We start from the raw sequence: 13155 nt of genomic DNA, 5'->3' as shown, positions 1-13155 counted from the left end.
ATCCGGCCACCTGAATGACACGAAAAACCAATCCAACGATCACGGCTGTCTGGCCCGGCCGGCCTTACCCGCGCGGCGCCACCTGGGACGGGGAGGGTGTCAACTTCGCACTGTTCTCGCAGCACTCCGACAAGGTGGAGCTGTGCCTCTTCGACGACCGCGGCCGCCAGGAACTGCAGCGCATTCCGATGCGCGAGCGCACCGACGGCGTGTGGCACTGCTACCTGCCCGAGGCGCGCCCGGGCCAGGCCTACGGCTATCGGGTGCACGGCCCCTACAAGCCTGAAGAGGGCCATCGCTTCAACCCCCACAAGCTCCTGCTGGACCCGTACGCCAAGGACCTGGTGGGAGATCTGCGCTGGGGCGACGCGCTCTACGGCTACACCGTCGGCAGCAAGCGCGAAGACCTGTCGTTCGACCGCCGCGACAGCGCGCCGCTCATGCCCAAGGGCCGCGTGCTGGAGACCGCCTTCACCTGGGGCGACGACCGCCGCCCCTCGGTGCCCTGGCAGGACATGGTGATCTACGAGATGCACGTGCGCGGCTTCACCATGACGCACCCCGACGTGCCGCCCGAGCTGCGCGGCACCTACGCCGCGCTCGGCTGCGCGCCGGTGGTCGATTACCTCAAGCGCCTGGGCGTGACCACGGTCGAGCTCTTGCCCGTGCACAGCTTCCTGAACGACCGCCACCTGGCCGAGAAGGGCCTGCAGAACTACTGGGGCTACAACACCTTCGGCTACTTTGCCCCCGAGATGCGCTACAGCGCCTCGGGCAAGGTGAAGGAATTCAAGACCATGGTCAAGACGCTGCACTCCGCGGGCATCGAGGTGATCCTGGACGTGGTCTACAACCACACCTGCGAGGGCAACCAGCTCGGGCCGACGCTCTCGATGCGCGGCGTGGACAACGCCTCGTACTACATCGTCAATGCCGACAACCGGCGCTACTACGACGACTTCACCGGCTGCGGCAACACGGTGAACCTGGAGCATCCGCACGCGCTGCAACTGGTGATGGACTCGCTGCGCTACTGGGCCGAGGAGATGCACGTGGACGGCTTCCGCTTCGACCTGGCCTCGGCGCTCGCGCGCGAATCGGGCAAGGTCGAGAACCTGGGCGGCTTCTTCGATGCGATCCGGCAGGACCCGACGCTGAACCGCGTCAAGCTCATCGCCGAGCCCTGGGACCTGGGCCACGGCGGCTACCAGGTGGGCAACTTCCCGCTCGGCTGGGCCGAGTGGAACGACCAGTACCGCGACGGCCTGCGCGGCTTCTGGAAGGGCGACGGCGGGCTCATCGGCGAGGTGGCCAAGCGCGTCACCGGCTCCGAAGACCTGTACGGCTGGTCGGGCAAGCGGCCGAGCGCCAGCATCAACTTCATCACCGCGCACGACGGCTTCACGCTGCACGACCTGGTCTCCTACAACGACAAGCACAACGAGGCCAACGGCGAGGACAACCGCGACGGCAACAGCCACAACGTGTCGTGGAACTGCGGCGTCGAGGGGCCGACCGACGACCCCGAGGTGGTCACGCTGCGGGAGCGCCAGAAGCGCAACCTGCTGGCCACGCTGCTGCTGTCGCAGGGCGTGCCGATGCTGCTCGCGGGCGACGAGCGCGGCCACACGCAGCAGGGCAACAACAACGTCTACTGCCAGGACAATGCGCTCGGGTGGCTCGACTGGACCCCGACGCCCGAGCGCCTCGCGCTCGCGACCTTCGTCGAACGCGTGGTGGCGCTGCGCCGCGCGCACCCGTCGTTCCGGCGCCGCACCTTCTTCGCGGGCAAGCCGGCCGAAGGCGAGACGGTCACCGACGTGCACTGGCTCAAGCCCGACGGCGCCGAGATGCAGCCGGACGACTGGAACGACACCAACGCCCGCTGCATCGCCATGTACATCCCCGGTGGCGGCATCGCCGACCGCGGGCCACGCGGCGAGGTGCAGCACGACGACGACTTCCTGGTGCTCATGAACGCCCACCACGACGAGATCTCCTTCACGCTGCCGCCCATGCCGCACGGCGCATGGCGCCTGCTGGTGGACACCGCGAGCAATTCGCCGCCGCCGACCACCGAGGACGCCGCGTCGCTCGCGCCGGCGTGGGGCGAGGCGGCCTATCCGCTGCAATGCCGCTCGCTCGTGGTGATGAGCCGGCCGGACGTGCGGCCATGAGCCGCCGTGCCGCTCCCAGGGCGAATGCCGCATTGCGAAGCACGGAGGTGATCCGATGACCGTTCATTCACATCGCATGCCTTTCGGCGCCACGGTGCAGGCCGAAGGCGTGGACTTCGCGCTCTGGGCACCGTCCGCGGAAACCATCGAACTCGAACACCGATCTGCCTCCAGGCCGATGACGCGCGACGGCGGCTGGCATCGCCTGACCGTGCCCGGCGCCAAGCCCGGCGACAGCTACAGCTACCGGCTCCCCGACGGCACGCGCGTGCCCGACCCGGCCTCGCGCTACAACCCCGACGACGTGCACGGCCCGAGCGTGGTGACGGACCCCGGGGGCTTCGCGTGGACCGACGACGCCTGGCGCGGCCGGCCGTGGGAAGAGGCGGTGGTCTACGAGCTGCACATCGGCACCTTCACCGAAGAAGGCAGCTTCAACGCCGCGCGCGAGCGCCTGGGCGACCTGGCCGAACTCGGCATCACCGCCGTCGAGATCATGCCGCTCGCGGACTTTCCGGGGCGGCGCAATTGGGGCTACGACGGCGTGCTGCAGTTCGCACCCGATGCCTCGTACGGCACGCCCGACGAGCTGAAGGCGCTGGTGGACAAGGCCCATTCGCTCGGGCTGATGGTGTTGCTGGACGTGGTCTACAACCACTTCGGTCCGGAAGGCAACTACCTGCACGCGTACTGCCCCGAGTTCTTCAACGCGGGGCACCGCACGCCCTGGGGTTCGGCGATCAACTTCGACGGGCCGGGCTCCCGCACGGTTCGCGATTTCTTCATCCACAACACGCTCTACTGGATCGAGGAGTTCCGCTTCGACGGCCTGCGCATGGACGCGATCCACGCCATCCACGACGAGACGCGGCCGCACATCGTGCGCGAGATCCGCGAGGCGATCGACGCCGGCCCGGCGCGCGAGCGCCACGTGCACCTGGTGCTGGAGAACGACACCAACCAGGCCTCGATGCTGATGCGCGACGGCCGCGGCCTGCCGGTGGCCGGCACAGCGCAATGGAACGACGACCTGCACCACGCGGTGCACGTGCTGGCCACCGGCGAGCGCGACGGCTACTACGCCGACTATGCCGACGACCCGGTGTGCCGTTTCGCGCTGGCGCTGGCCGAGGGCTTCATCTACCAGGGCCAGCCTTCCGCATTCCGCCAGGGCGAGGCGCGCGGCGAACCGAGCACGCGGCTGCCGCCGCAGGCCTTCGTGTCGTTCCTGCAGACGCACGACCAGGTCGGCAACCGCGCGTTCGGCGAGCGCATCCACGCGCTGGGCGATCCCGTGCTGGTGCGCGCGGCCATGGCCTGCCTGCTGCTGTCGCCGCAAGTGCCGATGCTCTTCATGGGCGACGAGTTCGCGGCCTCCACGCCGTTCCAGTACTTCTGCGACTTCGGGCCGGACCTCGCATCCGCGGTGTCCGAGGGACGGCGCTCGGAGTTCGGCGGGTTCGCGGCCTTCAAGGACGAAGCGGCCCGTGCGCGCATTCCCGACCCGAATGCCGAGGCGACCTTCCTCGCATCGAAGCTGCGCTGGCGCGAGCGCGGCACGCGTGCGCATTTTTCGCGGCTCAGCGAGGTGCAGCAACTGCTGGCCCTGCGACACCGCTACATCGTGCCCAGGCTCGCCGGAATGGCGGGTGCGGGCATCTACCGCTGCGAGAACGACATGCTCCGTGTGCAATGGGACCTGGAACCCGAGGCCGAGGGTGCGCCGCCGATGCGCCTCCACATGCTGGCCCACTTCGGCGCCGAACCGGCACCGGGTGTCGAGATGCCGCCCGGCGAGGCGATCTACAGCGATGGCGTGCAGGCGCACGACGGCGCGCAGCAACTGGCGCGCGGCGCGGTGTACGTGACGCTGGAGGCCGTGCATGGTGAATGAGGCAGGCCACGTCACCGGCGACCTGGGACGACTCTGCGAGCACTACGGCATCGCGACCGGCTACTTCGACGCGTTCGGCGTGCGGCAGGAGGCGTCGGCACAAAGCCTGATCGCCTTGCTGGCGGAGTTCGGCGTGCGCCTTGAAAACGTGTCCGATGCGGGCCAGGCGCTCGATGCGGCACGCCGCGCGCAGCGCGCCGAGTCGCTGCCGCCGGTGCTGGTGGTGCAGGCCGGCGCCGCCGCCTGGTCGGTGCCGCTGCGGCTGCCGCGCTCGATGCGGCGCGTGCGTTGGCAACTGAGCGACGAGCAGGGGCGGGAGCAGGCGGGCGATATCGATGTCGATGCGCTGGCCGAAACCGGCCACGCGGAACACGATGGGCTCGCGCTCAGCGAGCGCACCTTGCCGATGTCGCAGGCGCTCGAAGCCGGCTACCACCGGCTGCACGTCGAAGGCCTGCGCGGCGAGACGCTCGTGCTCGCGACGCCGGGCCGTTGCTACCGGCCACCGGCGGTGCGCGACGGCGGGCGTGTCTGGGGCACCGCGGTGCAGCTGTACAGCCTGCGATCGCCGCGCAACTGGGGCATCGGCGACTTCAGCGACCTGGAAGAGCTTGCCGTGCAGATGGCCGCGCAGGGCGCGGACCTCATCGGCCTCAACCCGCTGCACGCGCTGTTCGCGAGCACGCCGCTGCACACCAGCCCGTACAGCCCGTCGTCGCGCCAGCAGCTCGACGTGCTCTACATCGACGTGGAGGCGGTGGAAGGCTTCGGCGAATGCACGCCGGCCGTCGAGCGCGTGCGTTCTCCCGATTTCCAGGCGCGGCTCGCGGGCTTGCGCGCCACGCCGCTGGTGGACTACACCGGCGTCGCCGCCGCCAAGCTCGAGGTGCTGGCGATGCTGTTCGACGACTTCCGCGCACGGCACCTGCCGCCGGAATCCGCGCCCGACGACACCGGCCGCGAGTTCCAGGCTTTCGTGGCGGAGCGCGGCGAGGCGCTGCGCCAGCACGCGCTGTTCGAAACCCTGCAGGCCCACTTTCTCGCCACCGAAGGCGGTGCGTGGGACTGGCACGCCTGGCCCGATGCCTACCGCGACCCCGATTCCGCCGAGGTGACGGCCTTCGCGATCGCCAACGCGGAGCGCGTGCAGTTCCACCAGTTCCTGCAATGGCTGGCGAGCCGCCAGCTGGCACGCGCCGCGGCGCGCTGCCATGCGCTCGGCATGGGCGTGGGCCTTTATGTGGACCTGGCCGTGTCGGTCGAACGCGCGGGCTCCGACGTGTGGGGCGCGCAGCAGGTCTTTTCTCAGGGCGCAAGCGTCGGCGCGCCGCCGGACGAGTTCAACCCCGCCGGCCAGCGCTGGGGCCTGCCGCCGATGCGGCCGGACCGCCTGCGCGCGGACGGCTACCGCTTCTTCACCGAGACGCTGCGCGCCAGCATGCGCGGCGCGGGCGCTTTGCGCATCGACCATGTGATGGGCCTCATGCGCCTCTTCTGGATTCCGCCGGGCCGCGACGCGACCGAAGGCGCCTACGTCTATTACCCGCTGGACGAGATGCTCGCCATCGTGGCGATCGAAAGCCACCGGCACCGCTGCATGGTGGTGGGCGAAGACCTCGGCACGGTCGAGGACGCGGTGCGCGATGCACTTGCCAAGGCCGATGTGCTGTCGTACCGGCTGCTGTATTTCGAGAAGCAGCACGACGGCCGCTTCCAGCCGCCCGGCGCGTATCCGTCGGCCGCGCTGGTGGCGATCAGCACGCACGACCTCGCGACCTTCGCGGGCTGGTGGACTGCCAACGACCTGCGCGAGCGCCTCGCGCTGGAGCTGTTCCCGGATCCGGCCATCTTCGACAAGCAGCTTTCGGACCGGATGCAGGAGCGCATCGCGCTGATGCAGGCCTTGCAGCAGGCCGGCCTGGTGTCCCGCCAGGAGGTGGCCGACGCGGCCGGGCTTGCGCTGCCGTCCGCCCGCATCGTCGAGGCGGTGCATGCCTTCCTGGCCGCCGCGCCCTCGGCGCTGATGATGGTGCAGCTCGAAGACGTGGCCGGGGTGGTGGCGCAGGCCAACATGCCCGGCACGGTCGAGCAGCACCCCAACTGGCGCCGCAAGCTGCCCGAGGCAATCGCGGCACTGGCGGCCGGCGAGCGCATGCGCAGCATCGGCGAGGCCTTGCGCACGGCGCGGCCACGTCCGGTGGCAGCCGCCGAAGGAAGCTCCCCCGCCGGTCTGCAGACCCGCGTGCCGCGCGCCACCTACCGGCTGCAGTTTCACAAGGACTTCGGCTTCGACGACGCGATCCGCGTGCTGCCGTACCTGGCCAGGCTCGGCGTGAGCCACGTGTATTGCTCGCCGATCCAGCGCGCCCGCGCGGGCAGCATGCACGGCTACGACGTGGTCGCGCATGCGGAGGTCAACCCCGAAATCGGCGGCGAGGAGGGCTTTGCGCGCTTCATCGCGGCGCTCAAGGACCACGGCCTCGGCCAGCTGCTGGACATGGTGCCCAACCACATGGGCGTGTTCGGCGCCGACAACGCCTGGTGGATGGACGTGCTCGAAAACGGCCCGGCCTCCCGCTACGCGCAGCACTTCGACATCGATTGGCAGCCGCTGAACGTCGAGCTCACCGGCAAGGTGCTGCTGCCCGTGCTGGGCGTTCACTACGGCGAGGCGCTGGAAAGCGGCGAGCTGGTGCTGCACTTCGAGCACGAAAGCGGCAGCTTCGCCATCCGCTATTTCGACCACCGGTTCCCGCTGGCCCCCGAGAGCTATCCGGTGGTGCTCGGGCGCGCCCTGGCGCGCCTGGGGAGCGGCGAGGGCGGGGATGCTTCGGAGCGCCTCGCGAGCCTGTGTACCGCGTTCGCGCGGCTGCCCGGGCGCGATGCGCCGTCGCCCGGCGAACTGGCCGAGCGCGTGCGCGACAAGGAACTGCTCAAGGCCCGGCTCGCACGCCTGGCGCAGCAGCATCCCTCGGTCGCGCAGGCGCTCGTGGCCTCGGTGGCGGAACTGAACCTCGCCCAGCCCGAGGCCCGCGATGCGCTGCACCGGCTCGTCGAGGCGCAGGCCTACCGGCTCGCGCACTGGCGGGTGGCGGCGGACGAGATCAACTACCGCCGCTTCTTCGACATCAACGACCTCGCGGCCGTGCGCATGGAGCGCGACGAGGTGTTCGAGGCCACGCAGTCGTTCGCGCTCGACCTCGCGGCGGCCGGCCTGGTGGATGGCCTGCGTATCGACCATCCGGACGGGCTCTACGACCCGGCGGACTACTTCCGCCAGCTCCAGGAAGGCTATGCGCGCCGCGCCGGCCTCGTGCTGCCCACGCACGACGTCGACGGACGGCCGGCGCGCCCGCTGTACGTGGTCGCCGAGAAGATCGCCGGCGCACACGAGGAAGTGCCCGACAGCTGGCATGTGCACGGCACCACCGGCTACCGCTTCGCGAACGTGGCCAACGGCGTGCTGGTCGACACCACCGCCGAGGCCGGCGTGGTGCATGCGTGGCAGCGCTTCACCGGCGAGATGGACGACTTCGCCTCGATCTGCCGCGCGGGCCGGCGCGAGGTGATGCGCAACGCGCTGTCGTCGGAACTGAACGTGCTCTCCAGCGAATTGCTGCGCATCGCCAGGGCCGACCGCAGCACGCGCGACTACACGCTCAATGCGCTGCGGCGCGCGCTGGCCGATGTCGGCGCGTGCATGCCGGTCTACCGCACCTACATCGTGGACGGGCCTTCGGAACAGGACACGCGATTCATCGACGAAGCCGTGAACGAAGCCGCGCGGCAGAGCGGCGATGCCGACCGGTCGGTCTTCGACTTCGTGCGCAGCGCGCTGCGCGGCGAGGCCGTCGCCTCCGCACCGCCGGCGCTGGGCGAGCGGGTGCGCCGCTTCGCGCTGCGCTTCCAGCAGTTCAGCGCGCCGGTGGCGGCCAAGGGTGTGGAAGACACGGCCTTCTACCGCTACTTTCCGCTGAGCGCGCTCAACGAGGTGGGCGGCGAGCCCGACCTGTTCGGCATCGAGGTGGAGGAATTCCACGCGCTGAGCGCCGACCGCGCGCTGCGCTGGCCGCACACGATGCTGGCCACCTCGACGCACGACAACAAGCGCTCGGAGGACGTGCGCAACCGCATCGACGTGCTCTCGGAGATGCCCAACGAATGGATGCTGGCGCTGACGCGCTGGCACGGCCTGTGCCGCGGCGCACGCAAGAAGCTCGTGGGCGGCGAGGCGCCCTCGCGCATCGACGAATACCTGCTGTACCAGACGCTGCTGGGTACCTTGCCGCTGGGCGGGCTCGACGCCGGAACGGCGCCCGGGTTTGCCGACCGCATCTGGCAATACATGCAGAAGGCCGCGCGCGAATCCAAGCTGCGCACGCGCTGGACGCAACCCGATGCCGAGTACGAAGCCGCGCTGGAAGGCTTCGTGCGCGAACTGCTGATCCCCACCGAAAACGACGAGCATGCCGGTGAGGGCGCCTGCCTGCCCGGCATCCAGCGGCTGGCCGACCGGCTGGCGTGGTTCGGCGCGTGGAACAGCCTCACGCTCACGCTGCTGAAATACGGCTCGCCCGGCGTGCCCGACCTGTACCAGGGCAGCGAGCTCATCGAGCTGAGCCTGGTCGATCCGGACAACCGGCGCCCGGTGGACTATGCGCTGCGGCAGCAGCGGCTCGATGCGCTCCATGCGATGGCCGACGAAGGCGGCCTCGCCGCGCGCGTCGGCGCGATGGCTGCGGCGCCGCACGATGGCCAGGCGAAGCTCTGGTTCATCTGGCGTCTGCTGTCGTTGCGGCGCGCGCAGCCGCTGCTGTTCCGCGAAGGCAGCTACGAGCCGTTGGCGGTCGAAGGCCCGCTGGCCAAGCATGTCGTGGCGTTCGCGCGCCGGCATGAAGGCCGGGTGCTGGTGATCGTCGCGGCGCGGCTGTTCGTCGGACTCTCTGGTCACGGTGCGGATGAAGAGGCCACGCCGGCGCTGCCGGATGCGGCCCGATGGAACGGCACTACGGTGCAGCTGCCGGCCGACCTCGGCGCTGCCGCGCTCGACAACCTGCTGACCGGCGAAACGGTGAATGCCGCTGCCGGCACGGTGCGCCTGGCAGACGCCTTCCGCCACATGCCGTGGGCGGCGCTGGTCGTCGGCACATCGCCGTGATCAGGCGAGGACGACCGGCACCAGCTGCACCGTGAGCGCGCCGATGAGGCCCTGCGCGGTGACGCAGTGCCACATCAGCGCGGTGTTGTCGAGCGTGGCTCGCGCCGCGGGCTGCAGCCTGCCGGTCCAGGAGCGTGCCAGCAGGTAGCCACCCATGAGCATCAGCACGGCGACGTGGAAGGCCTGGTAGCCGAGCAGCATGCCGACGCTCGCGCTCCAGGCCTGGTCGCGCGGATCCAGGCCGGCCTTCCAGTGGCCCGTGAGTTCGAGCCCGAGCGCGCAGGCGGCGCAAAGCATGGCGAAGGCCGTGAGCAGCCGCACGGCGCCTTGGCCTTCTTTCGGCGGCTGCCTGAGCGTCCGCACGGCCACCGCCATGCCGGCGGAGCCCGCGAGCAGCAACAGCATCGACGCAAGCGGCCAGCGCAGCGGCGGAAGGGCCGCGCCGGGCGGCGGGCAGACCTCGGCCGCCATCGACAGGTGGATGTGCGCGAACAGGAAGGACACGAAGATCGTCATGTCGACCGCGATCAGCACGATCACCGCCCACCACGAATGCGAGGCCCGCCCCGTGGCGCCCACCGGCAGCCGCACGCCGTGGCCCACGTTGGCGGTCGTGGTTGGCGGCGGCTGGTCTGAAGCCCAGAGCCAGCGCAGGATGGCGACGATCGCCAGCAGCCCGCAAGCGAACGCGAGCACCGCCTGCGACGCGGTCAGGAGCAGGAAGAACCCCGCGGTGCCCACGGCCGCCACCAGCGGCCACCAGCCGTCGGTCGGCAGCCTCAGCAGGTGCATCGGCCGCGCGTCGCGCATGCTGGTGACCAGCGTCTCGCGTCCGCCGAAGACGGTGCCCGGCAGCCAGTGCCGGCCGGCCTCGACCTGTTGCGGCAGGTCGGGCTCGCGCCACAGCGGGTAGAGCGAATCGACCTCCGGGATGCTGCGCACGCCGTAGTCGCGCGCGGGCAGCCATTCGAGCGTGCCCGCGCCCCAGGGGTTGCCGTGGTCCTTGTCGGGACGGCGCAGGGTGCGGATTGCGTCGATGAAGAACAGCAGCACGCCCGCCGCGAGCACGAAGGCGCCCACGGTCGAGGCCATGTTGAGCCCGTTCCAGCCGAGGTCGCCCGGGTAGGTGTAGATGCGGCGCGGCATGCCCATGAGCCCCGCGATGTGCATCGGAAAGAACGCGAGATTGAAGCCGCCGAACATCAGCCCGAACACCCAGCGGCCCCAGCGCTCCGAGAGCCGGTGCCCGTTGAACACCGGCGCCCAGTAGTAGAAGCCCGCGAACACCGGGAACACCATGCCGCCGATCAGCACGTAGTGCAGGTGGGCGACGATGAAGTAGCTGTCGTGCGCCTGCCAGTCGAAGGGCAGCACCGCCACCATCACGCCGGTGAGCCCGCCCAGCACGAAGATGAAATGAAAGCCCAGCAGGAACAGCGTGGGCGCATCGAAGGTGACGCGGCCGCGCCAGAACGTGGCGATCCACGCGAACACCTGCATGCCGCTCGGAATGGCCACCATGAAGCTGGCCGCCGACACCACCAGCATCGAGACGTTGCCCAGCCCCGTGGTGAACATGTGGTGCGCCCACAGCAGGAAGCTCACCGCGCCCACGCCGACGAGCGCCAGCACCACCGCGCGGTGGCCCACGAGCGGCGTGCGCGCGAGCGTTGCCACCATCACCGAGACCATGCCGGCCGCGGGCAGGAAGATGATGTAGACCTCCGGATGCCCGAAGAACCAGAACAGGTGCTGCCACAGCACCGGGTCGCCGCCGCGCGCGGGAATGAAGAACGGCCAGTCGAAGGCGCGCTCCATCTCGAGCAGCGTGGTGGCCGCGATCACCGCCGGGAACGCGAACACGATCATCAGCGCGCTCACCAGCATCGCCCAGGCGAACACCGGCATGCGCATGAGCGTCATGCCCGGCGCGCGCGTGAAGAGGATGCCGATGATCAGCTCGATGGCCCCCGCGATGGCGGAGATCTCGATGAAGCCGATGCCCAGCAGCCACCAGTCCGCGCCCCGGCCCGGCGAGAACTCGCGGCTCGTGAGCGGCGGGTACATGAACCAGCCGCCGTCGGGCGATTCGCCGAAGAAGATCGTGCAGAAGAACGCCAGGCCGCCGATCGCATAGGCCCAGAACGCATAGGCCGAGAGCCGCGGAAACGGCAGGTCGCGCGCGCCCAACATGCCCGGCAGGAGGTAGACCGCGATGGCCTCGACGATCGGCACCGCGAAGAGAAACATCATCACGGTGCCGTGCATCGTGAAGAGCTGGTTGTACGTCTGCGCGCCGATGAGGTCGTTGCCCGGCACCGCGAGCTGCGCACGCATCATCAGCGCGAGGATGCCGGCCAGCACGAAGAAGAGCATCGCGGTCGCGATGTAGAAGACGCCGATGTGCGTGTTGTTGACCGCCGAGAGCAGGCGCCAGCCGCGCGGCGCGCGCCACGCGCGTTCGAGCGCTTCGCGTTCGCCTTCGGGGCGGTCGGTGGGGTGCATCATTTCAGTTGGCCCAGCCATGCGGCGATGGACTGCAGGGTCGCCGCGTCGATGCGCTCGCCCGACGAAGGCATGCGCGCGCCGGGCTTGAGCTGCTGCGTGTGGGCGACCCAGGCGGCGAGTTGTTCGGGGGTGTTGGGCACCGTGCCCGCGCCCAGGTACAGGCGGCTTCCGACGTGGGTGAGGTCGGGGCCCAGGCGGCTTTCCTCGCTCACGCCGCGCACCGTGTGGCAGGCATTGCAGCGGTTCGCGAGAAAGGCCTCGCGGCCGCGTTCGATGTTGGGGGACGCCGCCCGTGTGGCGGGCCTGGCCTGGGCGGAGAGCCAGGCATCGAAGGCCGCGGGCGCTTCGGCCACCACATGCAGCGCCATGCGCGCATGCTGCTCGCCGCAGTATTCGGCGCACTGCCCGCGGTAGGTGCCGGGGCTGCCGGCCTGCAGCAGCAGGTGCTGCACGCGGCCGGGCAGCATGTCCATCTTGCCGCCGAGCGCGGGCACCCAGAAGCTGTGGATCACGTCCGCGCTGCCGAGGCCGAAGTACACCGGGCGGCCGACGGGGATGCGGATCTCGTTGGCGGTCGCGATCTCCGCGCCGGTGGCCGGGTCGCGGTAGCGCACTTCCCACCACCACATGTGGCCGGTGATGCCGACGATGAGCGCATCCTTGGGCGGCACGGCCCGCCATGTCGGCCGGTGCCACTCGCTGTACGCAAACAGCGCGACCAGCACCACCGCCGGGAAGACGACCCCGCCGCCGATGACCCACAGGCGCGCGTTCAGCGTGCCGGCGTGCCTGCGCGCTGCGAGCGCGAGCAGCGCCATCACGCCCAGGAAGATCAGCGCCGCGCCCGCGACCAGCAGGCCGGTGACGCCGAGCAGCGTGTCGGCGACCGGCCCCGCGGCCTGCAGTGCGGATTGCGAAGGCGCGTTGCTCATTCGAGCGCGAGCAGGTAGGCCGCCATGTCGCGCGCGTCGGCGGGGGACACGCCCATCGCCGGCATCAACGTGCCGGGCACCAGCGATGCGGGCGCGACGATCCATTCGGCCAGCGTGTCCGGCCGGTTCGGCACGCGCCCGGCAATGTAGCTGCGCCGTCCGAAGGCACCGAGCGGCGGGGCGGCCGCGCCCTGTGCGATCGGCACGCCGGGAATGGCGTGGCAGCTGCCGCACTGGTACTGCGCGAGCAGGCGCTGGCCCGCGATGCGTTGCGCCGATGGCGCGCCGCCGTACGGCAGGTCGCGCTCGCCGAGCTCGCAGCCGCTCGCGAAAACCGCGACCAGCAGCGCGGCCGAAACGGGGAGCGCCCTGTGCGGGCGCGCGGCTCGAGGAGCAGCGGCAGTGACGACAGCGGCAGTGGAAGGGCCCATCTGCGGATTCTGCGAGCGTGGACGCGGCCTGCGCCGACACGTGTGCCCTGGTGCG

At 70.4% G+C, this 13155-nt stretch carries 6 protein-coding genes; 3 read left to right on the top strand and 3 right to left on the bottom strand.

The features are described 5' to 3' along the window. Positions 1-14 precede the first annotated feature (14 nt). The 3 genes from glgX to RT97_RS23440 are packed head-to-tail and all read left to right on the top strand — an operon-like array spanning position 15 to position 9229. The gene (gene glgX, locus RT97_RS23450) at positions 15-2177 is read left to right on the top strand and encodes a glycogen debranching protein GlgX (protein WP_042581235.1); all 2163 of its coding nucleotides are present in this window, start codon (positions 15-17) and stop codon (positions 2175-2177) included. A 55-nt stretch (positions 2178-2232) separates the two neighbouring features. Then, positions 2233-4071: a malto-oligosyltrehalose trehalohydrolase gene (gene treZ, locus RT97_RS23445; protein ID WP_042581234.1), complete on the top strand. Its 1839-nt coding sequence runs from the start codon at positions 2233-2235 to the stop codon at positions 4069-4071. Next, positions 4061-9229 (top strand): malto-oligosyltrehalose synthase, encoded by a 5169-nt coding sequence (locus RT97_RS23440; RefSeq protein WP_042581233.1) that lies wholly within the window; start codon positions 4061-4063, stop codon positions 9227-9229. Before treZ ends, RT97_RS23440 begins: the two co-directional genes overlap by 11 nt. Here the strand turns inward: RT97_RS23440 and ctaD are convergent, their stop codons facing one another. From ctaD to RT97_RS23425, 3 genes are read right to left on the bottom strand one after another with little or no spacing between them, the layout of a single operon-like run. Beyond that, a complete protein-coding gene (ctaD, locus tag RT97_RS23435) occupies positions 9230-11737 on the bottom strand; it encodes a cytochrome c oxidase subunit I (RefSeq protein ID WP_253278303.1) in 2508 nt (835 codons plus the stop codon). After that, positions 11734-12669 carry a cytochrome c oxidase subunit II gene (locus RT97_RS23430; RefSeq protein ID WP_042581231.1) on the bottom strand — a complete coding sequence of 312 codons (936 nt, stop codon included), beginning with the start codon at positions 12667-12669 and terminating at the stop codon, positions 11734-11736. Before RT97_RS23430 ends, ctaD begins: the two co-directional genes overlap by 4 nt. After that, entirely contained in the window at positions 12666-13100 is a 435-nt protein-coding gene (locus RT97_RS23425; protein WP_080898404.1) for a c-type cytochrome, read from the bottom strand. The genes RT97_RS23430 and RT97_RS23425 overlap by 4 nt, the downstream gene beginning before the upstream one ends. Between the last annotated feature and the right edge of the window lie 55 nt (positions 13101-13155).

Origin of the sequence: Variovorax paradoxus, from assembly GCF_000834655.1 — a bacterium.
In the GTDB taxonomy this organism is placed as follows: Bacteria; Pseudomonadota; Gammaproteobacteria; order Burkholderiales; family Burkholderiaceae_C; genus Variovorax; species Variovorax paradoxus_F.
The sequence above is the reverse complement of the archived record's forward strand: the minus strand, read 5'-3'. Positions and strand labels throughout refer to the sequence as shown.

Bases quoted from the DNA above. Each gene is read 5' to 3' on its own strand.
- glgX (WP_042581235.1), top strand. From the start codon at position 15: ATGACACGAAAAACCAATCCAACGATCACGGCTGTCTGGCCCGGCCGG.
- ctaD (WP_253278303.1), bottom strand. From the start codon at position 11,737: ATGATGCACCCCACCGACCGCCCCGAAGGCGAACGCGAAGCGCTCGAA.
- RT97_RS23440 (WP_042581233.1), top strand. From the start codon at position 4,061: ATGGTGAATGAGGCAGGCCACGTCACCGGCGACCTGGGACGACTCTGC.
- RT97_RS23430 (WP_042581231.1), bottom strand. From the start codon at position 12,669: ATGAGCAACGCGCCTTCGCAATCCGCACTGCAGGCCGCGGGGCCGGTC.
- treZ (WP_042581234.1), top strand. From the start codon at position 2,233: ATGACCGTTCATTCACATCGCATGCCTTTCGGCGCCACGGTGCAGGCC.
- RT97_RS23425 (WP_080898404.1), bottom strand. From the start codon at position 13,100: ATGGGCCCTTCCACTGCCGCTGTCGTCACTGCCGCTGCTCCTCGAGCC.